This window comes from Streptomyces sp. NPDC025638 (assembly GCF_055558775.1).
In genome coordinates this window covers 133,963-152,542 of record NZ_JBVHLX010000008.1, presented here as the reverse complement: position 1 = coordinate 152,542, position 18,580 = coordinate 133,963, and the positions used below count along the sequence as shown (strand labels likewise).

Annotated in this window: 13 protein-coding genes and 1 pseudogene; 4 read left to right on the top strand and 10 right to left on the bottom strand. The window is 69.3% G+C overall.

The window, feature by feature from the left end:
- Positions 1-241: pseudogene (locus ACZ4EG_RS21890) on the top strand (hypothetical protein); the annotation flags it as partial.
- Here ACZ4EG_RS21890 and ACZ4EG_RS21885 read toward each other — a convergent pair.
- On the bottom strand, positions 223-666 hold the full coding sequence (locus ACZ4EG_RS21885) for a DUF6314 family protein (RefSeq protein WP_467791877.1): 444 nt from the start codon (positions 664-666) through the stop codon (positions 223-225). The pseudogene ACZ4EG_RS21890 and the gene ACZ4EG_RS21885 sit on opposite strands and share 19 nt — an antisense overlap.
- A gap of 182 nt (positions 667-848) precedes the next feature.
- Here ACZ4EG_RS21885 and ACZ4EG_RS21880 point away from each other — a divergent pair, with 182 nt between their 5' ends.
- Positions 849-3,332, top strand: a complete 2,484-nt coding sequence (locus ACZ4EG_RS21880) for an alpha-L-arabinofuranosidase C-terminal domain-containing protein (protein WP_467791757.1) — start codon at positions 849-851, stop codon at positions 3,330-3,332.
- Here the strand turns inward: ACZ4EG_RS21880 and ACZ4EG_RS21875 are convergent.
- The 9 genes from ACZ4EG_RS21875 to ACZ4EG_RS21835 all read right to left on the bottom strand — a co-directional run bounded on the left by ACZ4EG_RS21875 (position 3,319) and on the right by ACZ4EG_RS21835 (position 16,005).
- A complete protein-coding gene (locus ACZ4EG_RS21875) occupies positions 3,319-3,759 on the bottom strand; it encodes a carboxymuconolactone decarboxylase family protein (RefSeq protein WP_467791756.1) in 441 nt (146 codons plus the stop codon). The two genes, ACZ4EG_RS21880 and ACZ4EG_RS21875, sit on opposite strands and share 14 nt — an antisense overlap.
- A gap of 166 nt (positions 3,760-3,925) precedes the next feature.
- The gene (locus ACZ4EG_RS21870) at positions 3,926-5,077 is read right to left on the bottom strand and encodes a glutathione-independent formaldehyde dehydrogenase (RefSeq protein WP_453549621.1); all 1,152 of its coding nucleotides are present in this window, start codon (positions 5,075-5,077) and stop codon (positions 3,926-3,928) included.
- Positions 5,078-5,762: 685 nt separating this feature from the next.
- Positions 5,763-6,749 (bottom strand): alpha/beta fold hydrolase, encoded by a 987-nt coding sequence (locus ACZ4EG_RS21865; protein ID WP_467791755.1) that lies wholly within the window; start codon positions 6,747-6,749, stop codon positions 5,763-5,765.
- Positions 6,750-6,774: 25 nt separating this feature from the next.
- Entirely contained in the window at positions 6,775-8,193 is a 1,419-nt protein-coding gene (locus ACZ4EG_RS21860; protein WP_467791754.1) for an amino acid adenylation domain-containing protein, read from the bottom strand.
- A gap of 10 nt (positions 8,194-8,203) precedes the next feature.
- Complete coding sequence (locus tag ACZ4EG_RS21855) at positions 8,204-9,922, bottom strand: non-ribosomal peptide synthetase (protein ID WP_467791753.1); 1,719 nt, start codon at positions 9,920-9,922, stop codon at positions 8,204-8,206.
- Positions 9,919-12,969 carry an AMP-binding protein gene (locus tag ACZ4EG_RS21850; RefSeq protein WP_467791752.1) on the bottom strand — a complete coding sequence of 1,017 codons (3,051 nt, stop codon included), beginning with the start codon at positions 12,967-12,969 and terminating at the stop codon, positions 9,919-9,921. Before ACZ4EG_RS21850 ends, ACZ4EG_RS21855 begins: the two co-directional genes overlap by 4 nt.
- Positions 12,966-14,183 (bottom strand): cytochrome P450, encoded by a 1,218-nt coding sequence (locus ACZ4EG_RS21845; RefSeq protein ID WP_467791751.1) that lies wholly within the window; start codon positions 14,181-14,183, stop codon positions 12,966-12,968. Before ACZ4EG_RS21845 ends, ACZ4EG_RS21850 begins: the two co-directional genes overlap by 4 nt.
- Before the next feature lie 11 nt (positions 14,184-14,194).
- Entirely contained in the window at positions 14,195-15,457 is a 1,263-nt protein-coding gene (locus ACZ4EG_RS21840; RefSeq protein WP_467791750.1) for an MFS transporter, read from the bottom strand.
- Positions 15,454-16,005, bottom strand: a complete 552-nt coding sequence (locus ACZ4EG_RS21835; protein ID WP_467791749.1) for a hypothetical protein — start codon at positions 16,003-16,005, stop codon at positions 15,454-15,456. The genes ACZ4EG_RS21840 and ACZ4EG_RS21835 overlap by 4 nt, the downstream gene beginning before the upstream one ends.
- 611 nt (positions 16,006-16,616) lie before the next feature.
- On the opposite strand from ACZ4EG_RS21835, the gene ACZ4EG_RS21830 reads away from it, so the two are divergent.
- Both ACZ4EG_RS21830 and ACZ4EG_RS21825 read left to right on the top strand, forming a co-directional pair.
- The gene (locus ACZ4EG_RS21830) at positions 16,617-17,351 is read left to right on the top strand and encodes a hypothetical protein (protein ID WP_467791748.1); all 735 of its coding nucleotides are present in this window, start codon (positions 16,617-16,619) and stop codon (positions 17,349-17,351) included.
- A gap of 119 nt (positions 17,352-17,470) precedes the next feature.
- On the top strand, positions 17,471-18,523 hold the full coding sequence (locus ACZ4EG_RS21825; RefSeq protein ID WP_467791747.1) for a thioesterase domain-containing protein: 1,053 nt from the start codon (positions 17,471-17,473) through the stop codon (positions 18,521-18,523).
- Positions 18,524-18,580: the final 57 nt, after the last annotated feature.

Here is an 18,580-nt window from a genome sequence, read left to right as displayed (position 1 = left end):
ATGGGCCGCGCGCCCCGCTGGAACCTCCGTTTCGAGGGGGCGGCGGCTCAGCCCACGCGCGCGTAGCCGTGCGGACGCCCGGCACGCCGACCCGCGCGCCACATCGCGCCGGGGCGAGTCCCTGGCGTTCATCGTTGCCGTCGCCGAGGCTTCCGTGATCCGCGCCGCCCTCGTGTACGTCCTGAAGGCGCTGCCGGCACAGCGCTTCGACGGCGCGGCGACTCAGCCCACGCGCGCGTAGTCGGTGGTCAGCACGAGGTCCTTCGTGGGGCCGGTGACATGCCACACCGTCCGCCAGTGGTCCGCGTCCCGGACGGTGAACTCGCCCCGGTAGAGGTCCGCGGAGCAGGGGTGGTGGGTGATGTGCCGGCCGGAGGTCAGGTCCAGGTCGTGGAAGGGCCGCCCGTCGGCGAAGCGGACGTCCGCGGTGCCCGGTGTCTCTCCGGGCAGGAAGCGCAGCGTCCGCTCGGCGGGACGGGTCACGCCCTGCCAGGTGAACAGGCCGGACTCCTCGTGCAGCAGTCCGCCCCCGGCCAGTGGACGGAAGACGGTGGCGCCCTCGAACCGCCCCTCGTCGCCGCTCGCCAGGTCCCGCACGGTCCGCTCCACCCGCCAGCGCCCGGCCAGATGAGCCAGCACGTCCGGCACGGGCCAGAACCCGCCCACGCCGTGTGACGCGTGGCGCGGAACGCCTCCTCGTGGCAGCGCATCCATGGCGTCGACCTTACGTCCCCGCGCGTGCCCCGTTGACGTGCTCACACCCCTTCCCTATCTTGCCGTTCGAAGTGCTGATCGTTGTCTGATATTTCGAACGTCGCGAACGATCCGACAAGAGCCGCGGAGTATCCATGTCACGCACCACCCGCACCCGCTGGAGACTCGCCCTCGGGGCAAGCGCTTTCCTGCTCGCCACGGCCATGACCCCCGCACCCGCCCACGCCGAGGACGTCACCGACTACGCGATCACCGTCGATCCCACCGCCAGGGGCGCCGCGATCGACGACACGATGTACGGCGTCTTCTTCGAGGACATCAACCGGGCGGCCGACGGCGGCCTGTACGCCGAGCTCGTGCAGAACCGGTCCTTCGAGTACTCCACCGACGACAACAGGTCGTACACCCCGCTGACGGCCTGGACGGTCACCGGCAGCGCCCAGGTCGTGAACGACTCCGGCCGCCTCAACGACCGCAACCGCAACTACCTCTCCCTGGGCGCCGGTTCGGCGGTCACGAACGCCGGCTACAACACCGGCATCGCCGTGGAACAGGGCAAGACGTACGACTTCTCGGTGTGGGCCCGCGCCGAGAGCGGCACCGACCTCACCCTCACCCTCCAGGACGCCGACGGCACGCTGGCCAAGGCCCGGCAGACGCCCGTGAAGGGCGGCTGGGCCCAGTACCGGGCCGGCTTCACCGCGACCCGCACCAGCACCGCCGGCCGGCTCACCGTGGCCTCCTCCGGCGCCGCGGCCCTCGACATGGTGTCCCTGTTCCCCCGGGACACCTACAAGCACGAGCCCAACGGCCTGCGCAAGGACCTCGCCGAGAAGATCGCCGCCCTCCACCCGGGCTTCGTGCGCTTCCCCGGCGGCTGCCTCGTCAACACCGGGTCCATGCAGGACTACAGCGAGTCCTCCGGCTGGCAGCGCAAGCGCTCGTACCAGTGGAAGGACACCATCGGCCCGGTCGAGCAGCGCGCCACGAACGCCAACTTCTGGGGCTACAACCAGTCGTACGGCCTCGGCTACTACGAGTACTTCCGCCTCGCCGAGGACATCGGCGCGATGCCGCTGCCCGTCGTCCCGGCCCTGGTGACCGGCTGCGGCCAGAACAAGGCCGTCGACGACGACGCGCTGCTCCGGCGGCACATCCAGGACACGCTCGACCTCATCGAGTTCGCCAACGGCCCCGTCACCTCCACATGGGGCAAGAAGCGCGCCGAGATGGGCCACCCGAGGCCCTTCCGTCTCACCCACATCGAGGTCGGCAACGAGGAGAACCTCCCAGGCGAGTTCTTCGCCCGCTTCAAGCAGTTCCGCGCCGCGATCCAGGCCAAGTACCCCGATGTGACCGTGATCTCCAACTCCGGTCCGGACGACGCCGGTTCGACCTTCGACACTGCCTGGCGGCTCAACAAGGACGCCAAGGTCGACATGGTCGACGAGCACTACTACAACAGCCCGCAGTGGTTCCTGCAGAACAACGACCGCTACGACTCCTACGACCGCGGCGGCCCCAAGGTCTTCCTCGGCGAATACGCCTCCTGGGGCAACGCCTTCAAGAACGGCCTCGCCGAGGCCGCCTACATGACCGGTCTGGAGCGCAACGCCGACGTCGTCGAGCTTGCCTCCTACGCGCCGCTGTTCGCGAACGAGGACTATGTGCAGTGGAGCCCGGACCTGGTGTGGTTCGACAACCACGCCTCCTGGGGCTCGGCCAACTACGAGGTCCAGAAGCTGTTCATGAACAACGTGGGCGACCGCGTGATCCCCTCGACGGCCACCGGCACACCGTCACTGCAGGCTCCCATCAGCGGCGCCGTCGGCCTGTCCACCTGGAACACCAGCGCCGCCTACGACGACGTGAAGGTCACCTCGGCGGACGGGACGACGCTCCTCGACGACGACTTCTCCGGCGACGCCTCCCGGTGGACCCACACCGGCACCGGCAACTGGAGCATCCAGGACGGGCAGTACACGCAGACCTCCGACACCGCCGAGAACACCATGGTCTCGGCCGGTGACGTCAACTGGCACGACTACGACCTGCACGCGAAGGCCACCAAGAAGTCCGGCAAGGAAGGCTTCCTCATCGCCTTCGGCATCAAGGACACCGGCAACTACTACTGGTGGAACCTGGGCGGCTGGAACAACACCACCAGCGCCGTCGAACAGGCCGTCGACGGCGGCAAGTCGACGCTGATCTCCAAGGCCGGCACGATCGAGACCGGCCGCACCTACGACATCGACATCAAGGTGCGGGGCCGCCAGGTCACCCTCTACCTCGACGGCCAGGAGTGGGGCGGCTTCACCGACGACCGGCCGGCCGAGCCGTTCCGCCAGGTCGTCACGCACGACGCCAGGACCGGTGAGCTGATCGTCAAGGTCGTCAACGCCCAGTCCTCGGCGGCCCGTACCGCGATCGACCTGGGCGGCGCCGAGGTCGCGCCGAGGGCCCGGGTGACCACCCTGGCGGCCGCGCCCGACGCGGTGAACACCGAGACGTCCACGGCGGTCGCCCCGGTCACGTCCACCTTCACGGGAGTCGCCGACCGGTTCACGTACACCTTCCCGGCGAACTCCGTCACCTTCCTGCGGATCAGACAGAGGTAACCGCGGAGTCGTCAGCGGGCTGCTGTCCGGGCGGCAGCAGCCCGCGCTCGGCGAGGACCTTCTTCGCGACGAACGTCGCGTTGAGCGCCTTCGGGAAGCCGCAGTACCCGGCGGAGTGCAGCAGCGCCTCGACGATCTGCTCGGGTGTGAGGCCCACGTTCAGGGCCGCGTTGATGTGCACCTCCAGCTGAGGCTCACAGCCGCCCAGCGCGGTGAGCATGCCCAGCGTCACCAACTGGCGGTCCCGCGGCGACAGTTCGGGCCGGGCGTAGATCTCTCCGAAGCCCCAGGAGACTATCTGGTGGCCGAGTTCGGGGTTGATGTCGGCGAGCGAGTCGATGACCCGCCGGCCGGCCTCCCCGTCGACGCCGTCCAGCACCTTCAGACCACGGGCGAAGCGCTCTTCACGGGTGGTGCTCTCGCTCATGTGGGCTCATCCGTCCTCGACTGCCGCTCGTGGAGCAGTCGTTCGATGGGGGGTTCTTGGACAAAAACGGTAGAAGCTGGAGCGCACTCCAGGTCAAGCCGGACGCGCGGGCGCACGGGACAGGTGATGTCCCGTGCGCCCGGATCCCTTCTCTATCGCGTGGGTGCTACGCCGCGAGTGCGTGCTCGGGGTGCAGCACGACCTTGGTGTAGCCCTCGATCCGCTTGTCGAACTTCTCGTACGCCTCCGGCGCCTGGTCCAGCGGCAGTTCATGGGAGACCACGAAGCTGGGCTTGGCGCGCTCGGCGATGATCAGGTCGCGCAGCTGGCGGTTGTACTGCTTGACGTTGCACTGGCCGGTGCCCATCTGCTGGCCCTTCTCGAACATCTTGCCGATCGAGACCAGGAGCTGGCCGTGCCTGGCGTGTTCGTCGGGTCCGCCCGGGTCGGACGGCACATACAGGCCCGGTACGCCGAGCATGCCGGTCGCCCGTACCGTCGCGACGAGTTCATTGAGGACGTAGGCCGGTTCCTCGTGGCTGGCATCGTGCGCCTGGGCCTGGTACCCGACGGCGTCCACGCCCTTGTCGGTGCCCTCTCCTCCCGTCTGTTCCTTGATCTGCTCGGCCGGGTCGCCCTTGGTGAAGTCGATGGGGATGGCCCCGATCTCCGCCGCCTTGGCGAGCCGCTCCGGCACCCGGTCGACGGAGAACACCTTGGACGCACCGCGCAGCAGCGCGGAGTAGGCGGCCATCAGTCCCACGGGCCCGGCGCCGTACACGGCCACGCTCTCGCCGGGTATGACCTTGGCGAGTTCGCATCCGTGGTAGCCGGTCGGGAAGATGTCGGCGAGCAGCACGAAGTCCGTCTCGAACTGTTCACCCGGCGGCAGCTTCAGGCAGTTGAAGTCGGCGAAGGGCACGCGCAGCAGCTCTGCCTGGCCGCCCTTGTACGGTCCCATCGCCACGTATCCGTACGCCCCGCCCGCGAAGCCCGGATTGACCGTCAGGCAGAACCCGGTCTTCCCGGCGAGGCAGTTCTTGCAGAACCCGCACGCGACGTTGAAGGGCATGACGACACGGTCTCCCTGGGACAGGGACACCACGCCGCTTCCGATCTCCTCGACCACGCCGAGGTTCTCGTGTCCGAAGACTATGCCCGGCTCGGCCGCCGTGCGGCCCTCGTACATGTGCAGATCCGAGCCGCAGATCGCGGTCGACGTGACGCGTACGAGCACGTCGTTGGGGTGCTGGATCCGTGGATCGTCCACGTCCCGTACGGCCACGTGGAAAGGCTCCTCGTATACGACCGCTTTCACCTCGGTCACCTCCGCATCGGACTGTGATGACGGCGGCGACGGCGGGCCGCTACCCGGGGGGCACACAAGCAGGCGCGGGCCAACGATCTGTGCCGTGGCCCCGGGCGCTCTCGCTTTACCGCCGGACACTTCCAGAAAACGCCCCTGCGGTACCGACCGCAACCTCCGGCGAGGGGGTGGCGGGCTCCTTGTTCCGGCGGTCTTCTGTGACCGAGACTTTTGGTTGGCGGATCATGTTCTGAACCGTGCAGGTCAGGAGCGCGTGGAGGATTCTTGTTGGCGGATCTTGAGAGGGCTAGTTCGCGGACCATGATTGTGGACGTTCACTGTGCGTGAGTACGTCTGCACGTCCAGATCACCCAAGGCTACGCGGGCACCTACGCGTCCGGATTCCCCGACGATCTCACGTTCGAGCGGTGACTGACCCGGCTGGAGGAGTTGCGGAAGACCGACCGGCGCATGAAGGCCGGTGAGCATGTCAGCGGCCCGGCCGCGGACGTCTACCGGTCCCGGGTGACAGCGGGGACGAGGAAGTTCGCCGGACGGGTGCCGCGGACCGGCAGGGAAGCCCGAGCCGGCTCTGGACGACGCCCGCGTCACCCCCGACACCGACGACTGCCGCCCGGCCTGCCGCAATATCGCCCGTACCGAGAACAACATCGCCGACCTGCGCACTGGACACGGACTACCCCTGAGCGGGGCCACGCACCAGGTGCGCGCCGATCGCCCGGACCAAGTCGTCCTTCGCCGAATGCAGGAAGAAGTGGTCACCGGAGATGGCTTCAGCGCGGAACGTGCTCGTCGTACAGTCCGCCCAGGCCACCACGTCCTGCTCGGTGGCGTCCGCGTCGGTCTCGCCGTAGAAGACCACGATCGGACAGGTCAACGGGCCTCCTGCGGTCGGCTCGTACCGGTCCAGGATCATGTAGTCCGCGCGGATGATGGGCAAGTACAGCTCCATGAGCTCGTCGTTCTCCAGCAACTCCTGCGGCGTGCCGCGCAGTTGTGCGAGACGGTCCCGGAAGTCCTGGTCCGACAGATCGAAACTGGTCTGCGCCGGCCGTGCGTGCCGGGGCGCTCGGCACCCGGACACCAGCAGGTGGCTCGGCATGCCACGGCCGGTCGCGGCAAGGTGCTGGGCCAGTTCGTAGGCCAGGATCCCGCCGAAACTGTGGCCGAAGACGGCGTAGGGAACGCCGTCGTTGGCCACGTACGAGGAGAGATCTGACAGCAGCTCCGGCAGCGTCGCGATGGGGCGCTGGCCGCACCGCGATCCGCGGCCCGGCAGCTCCAGCGGGACCAGTTCGACCGACGGCGGCAGTGCGTCCTTCCACACGTCATAGATCCGGGCCGAGGCGCCCGCATACGGCAGGCAGTACAGCCGCGCCGGGACAGCGCCGCTCACCCGTACCGAGGCCTCGGCGGATTCGCTCTCCCGGCCAGCAGCGAGACCGTACGCGATGCCCGCAACCGTGGGCTCCCGGAAGATCTCGCTCAGCGCCACCTTCCGGCCCAAACCTCGGCTCAGATGCTGCTGGAAGGTGACGAGCAGGATGGAGTTCCCACCCGCGTCGAAGAAGTTCTCCGCGTCGTCGGCGGGAGGAACCTCGAGTGTCCGCTCCCATGCGTCCATGACGACCGTGCGTACATCGGAGGCGTTGGCAATGTTCATGTGATCCACGTTCTCTCTGCTTCCGCTATACAGCCGGCCGGGTCAGCCGGACGCGGTCGACCTTGCCGGCCGTGGTGCGGGGCAGCGCGTCCAGGACGGTGAGCCGCAAGGGACAGTGACTGGCGGGAAGCCGCTCACGGAGCCAGGAGCGCAGGCTCCCCACCTCCAAGTCGCCCACCGTGACGAGGTAGGCGGCGAGGTACGCGCGCTCGGGCCGGTCTGCGTCGCGCACCACCGTCACGGCTTCCGTGACCGACGGGTGCTCCTCCAGTACGGATTCGATCTCGCCCAGCTCGATGCGATGGCCGCGCAGCTTGATCTGACTGTCGGTCCGTCCGAGGAACTCCAGCAGACCGTCCCGGCCGCTCCGGGCCCGGTCACCCGTCCGGTACACGCGCCGTGGGCCGTCCGGTGTCTCGAACGGGTGGAACCGGCGGTCGGTCAGCTCCCGGTCGCCGAGATACCCGTGTGCCAACCCCTCCCCATACAGCAGGACTTCCCCGGTGTCACCGCCGTCGGCCCACGTGTCAAGGCACATTCCGCCGCCTGGCAGGGGCCGGCCGAGACTGACGCGGTCCGCCTCCTCGACGCGCAGGGAGGACGCCCAGATCGTGGCCTCGGTGGGGCCGTACAGGTTCCACAGCTCGGAGCACCCGGAAAGCAGCTGAGCGGCAAGGGGGGAGGTGAGGGGCTCGCCGCCGCACCAGATGCGGATGTCTGGCGCGCCGCGCCAGCCACCGGCCAGGGCCAGGCGCCAGAAGCTCGGCGTGGCCTGGACGACATCGGGTGCCTGCTCCTGCACGAAGGCTGCGAAGGCCTCCGGGTCCATCCGCACCTCGGGACCGGCGGCGACGAGCATGGCGCCCACCGTGAGCGGGAGGAGCATCTCGGCCAACGAGATGTCGAAGGACAAGGCGGTCATGGCCGCCATGGACTCGCCCCGTGCCAGTCCCGGAACCCGTGCCATCGCCAGCAGCCTCGCTACGAGCGCCTCATGCGGCACCGCGACGCCCTTGGGCCGGCCGGTGGAACCGGACGTATACATGACGTAGGCGACATCGGCCAGGTTGGCAGGAGCGTCGTCGCCGACGTGGTCGGTGGAGGTCAGGGTGAAGTCGCACTCGCCGTCGGTGCCGACGACGAGAGCGGGGCGGGCGCTCTCCCAGACCCGTGCTCGGTGGGCCGGGGGACTCTCCCGGTTGAGCGGAAGGACGACACAGCCCGCACGGGACGCCGCGAGCAGGCAGACGGCACCGCTGATGGGGCCGTCCAGCTCCATCGCGAGCACGGATCCGGCCCGGACGCGCTGCCGGATACGAGAGGCTAGATCGTCCGCCCGCTCCATGAACTCCCGGTAGCTGTAGGCCCGCCGGACCCCTTGCGCGGCGATGGCGGTGGGGGCGAGCTCGGCCTGTTCCCAGGCCAGGTCCCAGACGGTTCGCACTCGCTGCTCCTCACGTTCCCTGGACATCGGCGGCCACCCGACGTGCGTAGTCGGCGAGCACAGGAGCATCGAAGAGCGCGTCGAGCGCGATCTGCACACCGAGCCGCTCCCGAACCCGGCCGGTTACGCGTGCGGCCATGAGCGAGTGGCCGCCGATCTCGAAGAAGTGATCCCCGGGCTGGGGCCGGTGACCGAGAAGGTCCGCCCATATCCCGGTGACCGTCTCCAGTACGGCGTCAGCCCCGGCCGCCGGGGCGTCCACGGCGTCCACGGTGTCGGCCCCGAGGGACTCGAGCGCCCGGGCGTCGATCTTTCCGCTGTTGTTGAGCGGCATGCGGTCCAGCCTCAGCAGGACAGCGGGCAGCATGTGACGGGGCAGCGTGTTCGCCAGCGCCGAGCGGACTTCGCCCTCCTCGGCGGTGCCGCAGTAGTACGCCGCGAGGGTCCCGCCGTCCTGGTCGGCCCGGAGGATCACCTTTGCCTGGTCCACGCCCGGCCGGCCCAGCAGCACGTGCTCGATCTCGGCGAGTTCGATCCGGTGCCCGCGCAGACTGACCTGACCGTCCTGGCGTCCCACGAACCGCAGTTGGCCGTCGCGATCCCAGCGGCAGATGTCACCCGACGCGTACCACCGGGATCCGTCGGCCTCGTACGGGAACTTCTTCGCGGTGAGGACCTCGTCGTGCCGGTAACCGTGGGCGAGGATCTCGCCTCCGATGAACAGCTCTCCTTCGACGTCCGGCTCGGTGACGGTGCGACCCGCCTGTACGAGCCGTACCTGTGCGCCGATGATGGGACGTCCGATGGGCGGCAGGTCCGCTCCGGCGCCGCGCAGGTCCTCGCTGGCCGTTGTGACAACGGTGGCTTCCGTCGGCCCGTAGTGGTTGTACACGGCCGCGGGGAAGCCGGCGGGCGGGTACACGCGCAGGCGGTCCCCGCCGGTGGTGAGCACGCGCAGCGCACGCGGCGGCCGCGCGAGGGTGACGATCTGCTCGGCGAGCGGCGTGCTCAGGAAGCACTGCTCGACCTGTTCGGCGTCGAGGAAGTCACGGACGGCATCGACGTCCGCGCTGTGCAGTCCCGAGGGCAGCACAAGCGTGGCTCCGGAGGCCAGCGCCGACCACACCTCCCAGGCGGAGGCGTCGAAGCCCAGCCCGGCCAGGGCGGCCACGCGCACCCCCGGCGCCGTCCGGTACGTGTCCCGGTGCCACGCCACCAGGTTGGCGAGGCCGGCGTGCCCGACCTCCACGCCTTTCGGGGTGCCGGTGGAACCTGAGGTGTAGATGACGTATGCCAGATCACCATGGGCGTCCGGCGGCTCCGGCAGGCCGGCCGCGTCCGGGTCCACGGTCACGGTGCCCTCGGGCAGCCGGGCCCGCAGGCCGTCGTCCACTATCACCGCACGGGGCCGGGCGTCGTCGAGGATCGTGCGGAGACGGGTGTCGGGCAGGGCCGGGTCGAGCGGTAGATATGCCCCGCCCGCTCGCCACACGCCCAACTGCGACACGATGTTCCGGGCGCCCCGCTGCAGCAGGGTGGCGACCAGGTTCCCGGGGCGGAAGTCCGGCAGGCCGTGCAGCGCCATGGCGACGGATCCCGCCCGCCGCCACAATTCCGCGTACGTCAGGCGCTCGCCGCCGCACTCCACGGCCACAGCCTGCGGGAACTGCGCCCCGACCTCTCGGACCAGTTGCGGCACCGTCGGACGACCGGGCTGTTGGTGCTTCACGGTCGGGTTTCTCCCGTCAGTAGTTCCTCATAGACGCGGGCGATGCGTCGCACAGTGTCCTCGTCGACGGCGTGCGGTTGGTGGACGAGGCTCACCCGCAGCGACCCGTCCTGGACGGGCCACACCTCGCAGTTGAGTTCGGTGATCGGCACGGAGGTGCGCGGGGCGCTCAGGTCCGCACTGCACGAGCCCAGCCGGAGAGCCGGCATCTCATTGTTCTGGTAGGCGAACAGGACCTGGAAGAGCGGGTTACGGCCGGTGCGAGCGGGCCGCAGAGCCGCCACCACCTCCTCGAACGTCGCCTCCTGGCAGGCGAGTGCCGTGTGCACCGGCTCCCGCGCGGCGACCAGGTGCTCCGGGGAACCAGCCGGGGAGGCCGTCGCGGGCAGCCGGACGCACACCATGTCGATCAGGCAGCCGACGGCGTGTGCGGCGCGGGGGCCCGCGCGGCGGGCGACCGGTACGCCGATGCCGAAGTCGTCCTGCCGCAGGACCGCGCACAGCGCCTCCTGGAAGCGGGTGACCAGCGGCAGGAACAGTGTGCTGTTCAGCTCGCCCGCTGTTGCCGCCAGGCGGGCGACAACAGCCGGCGCAAGAGTGAAGCCCACGGGGTCCACCAGGTGGTCCGCCGGCACGGCCGGCCGCGGGAACCGGATGTCGTCCATCCCCGTCAACGTCATTCGCCAGTAGTCGAGTTGGCGTTCGTGCTCCACCGTGTCGCGCAGTAGCACGCGCTCGGCTTCGGTCTCGGCCGGTGTGGGCGCCGCATGGGCGAAAACCGGCTTCTCACCCCGCAGCCGCGCCGCGTAGGCGGCGGACAACTCGTCCACGAGCAGCGCCTGCGACCAGCCGTCGAAGGCTACGTGGTGTACGGCGATACCGAGCAGGTTGCTGCGGTCGTCGACCGGCACGACAACACACCGCCAGACGTGTCCGTCCGTCAGCCGCAGGGGCCGGCACAGGCGTTCGGTCAACGCGGAGTGCGCATCGTCGCCGGGCGCGGGCCGCACGACCTCCACGGTGACCGCAGACGGTCCGGCGCCGGGCAGGGCCACCGGGCCGTCCTCGATGCGGTAGGCGGAACTGAGTGCGCCATGCCGCTGATGGACGTCCTCGAGCGCAGCCTCCAGGACTCGGGTGTCCAGCGGGCCCCGCACGGTCCACTCCAGGGTGCACAGTGCTGCCGGGTCGTCGGGGCGCATGTCGTGCAGCATGCAGAAGTGCGCCTGGAGACCCGTCAGCGCCAAGGCGCCGGGAGGTTCCGCAACCGGCCTCCCCGTCGCGGCTCCGTGGGCCGGGCCGGAATCCAGCAGCCGCAGCATGGTGCGCAGCGTGGGCTCCCGCATGAACCGTGACGCGGTGACCGCGGTTCCGTATCGAGCCTGGAGACGGGCACACACACGCATGGCGTCCAAGGAGGTGCCGCCAAGCGCGGTCAGGGGCGTGTGGGCGAAGGCCTCGACGTTCTCGGTCTCCGGCAGTGCCAGTACCTCACGGAACACCCGCTCGACCTCGGCCGCTACGTCGTCGGTGTCCGCGGCAGCGGAGGCCGCCGGGGCCGAGGAGTGCGGGACCAGGGCCTGCAACGCCCGTATGTCGGTCTTGCCGTTGGCCGTCAGGGGCAGGGCGGTCAGCCGGACGACATGTCTCGGCAGGCAGTGTGGGGGCAGGACGGAGGGAAGGCGTTCCCGGATCCGGCCGGGCGTGGCCCCCGGGTCGGCCGTTACGCAGAAGAGCGCGAGATCCGTGGTCGCACCGTTCTCGTCCCGTACCGGTACGACCACAGCCTTGTCGATGCCGCTCAGGGACTCGCACCACGTCTCGATCTCCTGCGGCTCGACACGGACGCCGCGGATCTTGACCTGGCGGTCCCTGCGCCCTTGGAAGTGCAGCACCCCGTGGTCGTCCACATAGCCGTGGTCCCCGGTGCGGTACACGCGCGTGGGCACACCGCCGAGACCCACCTCGCCGAACTTCTGCGCGGTCAGAGCCACGTCGTGGAGGTAGCCCTGGGCGAGGCCGGCACCGCTGATGCAGATCTCTCCCACCTGGTGCGGCGCGCAGGGCACGTCCCCGTCGAGCACGTGGACGCCGGTGCCGGGCACGGGCGTGCCCAACGGGATGCCGTCCGGCCGGAGCGTGTCGGCGGCGACGATGCGATGCGTCGTGGCGAACACGCAGGTCTCGACCGGTCCGTACCCGTTCGTCAGCGCGATCTCCGGGTGGGCGCCGAGGAAGGCGCTCACGTGCCGGGGCGACAGGCGCTCCCCGCCGATCATCAGCTGGCGCAGACCGCGGAACGCCGTGAGGTCCTCGTCGACGAAGAGGTTGAAGACCGATGACGTCAGCCATGCGCTGTCGACACCATGCGAAGTGATCAGCCCGGCCAGGGCCGTGGGAACGAGGTGGTTGTCCTCGCTCAGGACCGCGGTCCCTCCGCTGACCAGCGGCCCCCACAGTTCGAGCGTGAACGCGTCCCACGACATGGCGGCGGAGACCGCCATCACCCGGCCCGGCCCCAGGTCGGCGAAGGCACCGGGCCGGAAGAGCCGGGTGGTGGCCTGGTGGGGGGAGACCACACCTTTGGGTGTACCGGTCGTGCCGGACGTGAAGAACACGGTGGACGCCGCCGCGGCGTCCACCGCGGGGTTCTCGGCGGGTGTCCGGCCCCGATCGATGGCGTCGGCGAGCGGCAGGACCTCGGCGACGGCCAGGTGCCTGTCCAGTAGGCCAAGGACGCGGCTGATGCGCTCGCGCGGCCATCGCGGATCGAGGATCGCGTAAGCGGCGCCCCGCTTCAGTACCGCCAGAAGCACGGCGACGAGCACGGGCGACCGGGGCAGAAGGACGGGTACGAGACTGCCGCGGCCCACTCCGGCCGTCGCCAGGGCGGCGGCGTAGTCGTCGGACGCCCGGTCCAGCTCCGCATAGGACAGACGGGCGGACCCGCTGACGACCGCCGGGGCATGCGGGGTCCTGCGTGCCCAGCGGGCGAAGGCGTCGTGCAGAGTGGCCGGCGCGACGCGCGGCTCCGTACGGTCGGTCATCGGGCTTCCCCCGGTCGCTTCGGGCCGATGACGACGCTCTCCAGCACCGTGGTGCCGTGGTGGGAGCGGGTGACGACGGGTTCAAGCAGCCGCGCCGACGGCCACTTGGCGGTCAGCCGCTCCAGCACCGTCTCGGCTTCGAGTCGGGCCAGGCCTGCGCCCAGGCAGTAGTGGGCGCCGTATCCGAAGGTCAGGTGACGACTCGCGGGGCGGCCGGTGTCCAGATGGTCGGGGTGCTCGAAGACGCGCGGGTCGCGGTTGGCGACGCCCAGCATCAACAGCACGAGGTCACCCTCGGGAATGCAGCGGCCGGCCACTTCCAGGTCCTGCGTGGCGACCCGCGCCACCTGCTGGACCGAGGTGTCGAAGCGCAGCAGTTCCTCGATCGCTGCAACGTCCGCGGTCCCGATCGCGCGCCAGCCGCCGGTGTGGAGTGCGGCCCGAACGGCCTTGCCCACAAAGGTCGATGTGGTCTCGAAACCCGCGTAGACCAGCAGTGCGGCGGTGGCTGCGATGTCGGCCTCGTCGATGGTGCCCGTCAGGTGGGCCCGGTGCAGCAAAGCGAGGCCCGATTCGGGAGCCAGGTCGGGTGCGCTCAGGGCGGCCTCCACCGCCTCGCACATCTCTGCCAGCGCCGCGTGTCCGCGCTCGGCCACGTGCGGCAGATAATCCGCTATGAGCAGGGCCGCGATGTCCCGCGCCCAACCATCGAGCTTCGTGGCCACCTCCGGCGCAAGGCCTAGGAGTCCGCAGATGACGTTGCTCGACAGGGGGACCGCCAGCTCGGTCATGACCTCGACGCGGTCGTCGACGTCGGCCAGCAGCCCGGTGACCTGCTCCGCCACGAGCGGCCGGAGCGCACGCAGCCGTTCCGGGGTGAACATGGGCGCCATGAGCCTTCGCAGCGTGCGGTGGCGTTCACCGTCGTTGAACATGAACCACCGGCGCACGATGCCGTCGGTGCGCCGCTTCTCAGGGGCGCCGGAGGTGTCGTGCAGGACGGTGCGGCCGTTGTCCGGCCACGCCGACGACAGTCCTGGGTGGCGGAGCAGGGACGTCACCTCGGCGAAGCCTGTGACGATCCAGACGCCGAGGATGTCGTCCTTGCGGATCCGCTCCTGGTCCTTGAGGTGGAGGTAGTCCGCGCAGGGATCGAGTGGGACACCGGTGCTGACGCCGTAGGGACAGGCGGCGGCCACTGACGTGGTGAGCATGTGAGGAACCGTCAATTCCGGAGGTCTAGGTGGGACGTCTCGGTGGCGTTCACGGGAGCGGCGTCGTCACGCACGCGCAGAGCGCGCCGCACGATGAGGGGTGCTGCCGCGCTGCTCAGCAGGAACAGCACCCCGATCGCCGTCCAGCCGGGCAGCCCGCCGCCGAGAACGAGCGAGGTCGCCATGAGCGGCGCCAGCAGGGTGCCCAGGGTCGCGCCGGTACCGTACATCGCCTGGTACTGCGCGTGCCGGTCCTCAGGGGCGAGCCCGAAGGAGAGCTCCCAGCCGGCCGCGGCGAGCAGCATCTCGGCCCACACGTACACCACGCCGCCCAGGACCAAGGGCGCGATGGCCCACCAGCCCCGGTTCCCGGCGAGTCCGAAGAGTAGGCACGCGACGCACAGCAGTGCTCCGGAGCGCCGCATCGCCTTGCCGGCAGAGGTCACGTCCTCGATGCCGCGTCCCACCCGCGTCTGGCAGACCACCACGGTGAGCGCGTTGAGCAGGAAGAGCGCGCCGCCCATCCACTTGGGCGCGCCGGTGTGCCGCACGATCCACAACGGCAGTACCTCGAAGAGACCGAAGTGCATGGTCAGGATGGCGCTCACGATGGTCAGAGCGAGGAACGGCCGGTCTCGTACGACTTCCAGGCGTCGGCGTTCGCCACCTCCTGTGGGGCGGGTCTCCGGCAGTTTCCGGCTGACGACCGCGGAGGACAGCAGCAGCAGGGCAACGAGCAGGACGGCGGACTGATAGGCCCATTTCTGGCTGACCTGGAGCACCGCGGAGCCCACAAGGGCCGCGATGATGGCGGCGGCATTGCTCAACGACCGTACCTTGGCCCGGTTCTCGTTGCGCTTCTCGCCGACCAGGACCATACCCATGATGGCACCGCGTGCGGCGTACGCCGTCCGCTCACAGGCTGTCAGGAGGAACGACAAGCAGGCGAACGCCACCAGGTCGCCCACCAGCGCGTACATAGCCGTACCCACGGTCTGGCCCAGCAGCGCGCAGATCAGCACACGCCTGCTACCGAAGCGCTCGGCGAGCTGCGCCGCTGGGACGCCCACCACCAGGCCGAGGCAGCCGGACGCGGTCAGGACGGCTCCGACCTGGACCGCCGGCAGACCCACGACGGTGGTGAAGTACACGAGCCCGAAGGTCATGTAGAGGACCAGCGCGGCCGCTTCGGCGACCGCGGCGAAGGCCAGCAGTCCGGCATCGCCTCGCGGCAGTCCGAACCGGTCGAGGAGTCGCTTCCGCTGCGTGGTCATGACGCGTTCACCGGCCGGTACAGACACCAGATCATGGTCGGGTTCATGGTGCTGACCACGGACAGGTTGCCCGCTTCCTGCACCACGTCGAGGGAGCCCACGCAGGCGTCCACCTCGCCCGCTGCGGCCATCCGGACCCCGAGGGGCTTCGCCGTGACGAAGTGCCGCTTCACCTCGTCCGGCACCAAGGCGCGCGCCAGCGCCCGGGTTGCGGGGTGCAGGGCCACCGAACGGATGTCCTGCGGATCAGGGGCGCGCTCCTCGTTCACCGCCAGGCACATGGTCTTCGTCGGGCTCTCCCACACGGCCGCGAGTTCGATGTCCCCGGAGTACCGGAAGTGCAGATCGACCCAACTGTCGTGGAGCACACCGTCGGTCGTGGACAGGTACCCCGCCGCCACGAGCGCGTAGCAGCCGTGCGCGCAGGCGTAGTCGATCGCCGCCGGGAAGGATTCGAGCAGAATCACGTCCCGGAAGTGCTTCCGCGCCTCGTTCTCGGAATCGGTGCCCGCAGGGCCGAGCGTCGCCACGGAACCCGATTCGTGCACGTGGGGATGAAGGTCCTTCAACACATCAGACCTGCACTCATCACAAAACCAACCCCCGTAACTGGTTCAAAAAATCCAAGCGGCGTTGGCTACCGCCCAGACAGAGGCCGCTCAGCACGGAGCGCGCCCCAGTTGGCATACCGGCGCACGGAGTCGCAGTCATCCTTCGATATGCCGCGTCGACCGGAATGTCCGTTGCCGATTCAGTGGCGGGTAAAGAAGGCCACCATCAACGGGTAAGGGGTTGGTGAGGAATTATGACCCTCGCCCGGCAGGAGGCAGAAACGGGCCATAGAAGGACCGCCGCCCCCGCGTCGGCAACAGCGTCACGGGCCGACGCTCCGGCGAATGTTTAGCACACCCGCACACGAATTCGTTGAATCCTCAACTCCCTTGTCGTGATGGGAGTTGGCGCTGGCCACGGACCGGCTCGACTGTAGCAGGGAAGGCAATAACCTGCGACGATGTGAGCCATCGCACAAGCCCGATTAATCTCTTCGCCCGGCTCCGAAGCGCCTGTTACGCTGCGGCTGACCAACACCGAACATCGGCCACACAGGGCCGTGTTCGCGCCAATCGATCGGCCTCGGGCCTCCCCGCGAGGAAGAAGAGTGACACCCGAAACCCCGTCGGTGGTGGTAATTGAATTCGGGGATGAACAACCGCCTCGCACCTTCGATGAACTGCTGCCTCACACCACGCCGGGTCTGCGTATCCGTATCGACCCGCTCCTGCATCCGCAGTTGCCCGAAATCTTCCTGTCCGTCCAGGAGCAGGCAGAGCACTGGGCCCGGAAACTGACACAGGAAAGAGCTCCCCGGATCGCCGCGGTGCTGGCCTATTGCTCCGGTTCCGCTTTCGCCTCCGCCCTGGCGTCGGCAGCGGGAGACGACAGGACGTCGCTCTTCCTCCTGGACCCGGTCACTCCCACCCGAGAAGGCACGCAATCCCTCTTCGAGGAATTGGCCACGGGAATGGACGAAGGGCCCGAGACGCGCCCTGTCCCGGACATCCGGGGCCTCGCGGCCAGCGACGCGCTGCACACGGCTGGAGCCTTCCTGAGAGAGCTCGCGGCGTCCTCGGCGCCCGAGCTTCCCGACGACATCGTCGAGGCGCTGACCCGCAAGCAAAGAGCCTGGCTGAGCTACACCCTGTCGGTGGCATCGGCCCCGGAGACCGGCAAGGAGGCACAGTACGTCCTCCTGAGTCAGGAGGCAGACGACTGGCCGACGCCGCCCGGGAACAACGCGCACCGCTTTCCCACGGACACGCCAGGCCTCTTCCGCAGCGCGGACGCCGGCCGCATGCTCCAGGACCTTGTCACAGGGGCGCTCGGTCATTCCTGAGCATGTGCCGCCTCGGCTTCCTGCCCCACTGCCGTCACGTCACCGACGGCAGCGACGCACCGGCTCGCTCGGCACCGCTGTCTCACCCATCCGACAGATCTCCCCGAAGGAGCACCGTCATGCCCAGATATGTCGAGCGGGATGCCGTGGAGGTGGTGGTCGCTGCGCAATGGGCACGGGTCCTCGGCTCGCCGCCGGACAGCCTCGACACCAACTTCTTCGATGTCGGGGGCAACTCGCTGCGCGCTGCCAGGCTGACGTCCGCGCTGCGTACCGCCTTCGACGTGGAGCTGCCCCTTCAGGTGGTCTTCGACGCCCAGACCTTCCGCGCCATCAGCGAATGCCTCAGGCGGGGCACCCCGCCCTCCGCGCGCCGGCTGGTCACGCTGAACGGACAGGGTGACGGCGTCCCGATGGTGCTCCTGCCCTCCGGCGGAGGCGGCGTCATCGGGCTGCAGCCACTCGGTGACAAGCCCATCAACAGGCCCATCCACGGACTCCAGGCCCTCGGGCTGAACCCCGCGGACGGGGCACCCCTGACCCGGCTCGACGACATGGTCGCCGACTTCGCCCGTGTGATGGAGGAATCCGAGCTGCCGCGCACGGTGCACCTGGCCGGCTACTGCTCGGGAGGTGTCTTCGCCTACGAACTCGCACGGGTGCTCCGCGAGTCCGGCTGGAACGTGGTGTCCGTGACACTGCTCAACACCTCCCTCCTCACACCGCCGTTGGTGCTGGAGGAGGTCATCGACGACCGGCTGAAGTCCATCGCCCGGTCGGCCGGATTGAACCTCGGACCGGGAACACTCGACGCCCACCAGGTCTTCGAGGCGCTCAAGAACCACGGCGTGGACATCGTCGAGGCCGACTTCACGGCCTTCGAGGCGAGACTGCGGGTGTTCGGATCCCTCTGGCTGGCGATCGTGGGATACGTTCCGCCGCCGCTGGACATCCCCGTACGACTGTTCTCGACGGCCGACCGGCTCGATCCCGAGGACCTGGTCCAGATGCCCCAGCAGGTCGACGACTGGACGGAGATGGGCCTGAAGGACTTCCGCTGCCACGACGTGCCGGTGGGCCACTACGAGATGCTGCGCCACCAGCCCACCCTCACGGCGATCGAGGCGTCGCTCGCCGAACTTGATCTGTCCGTCCGGCGAACAGAAGTTTGACGATCCGATTCCGGTGGCCGGCTCAGCTATCTTCAGGCCCCGCGGCTGCAAGCCGTG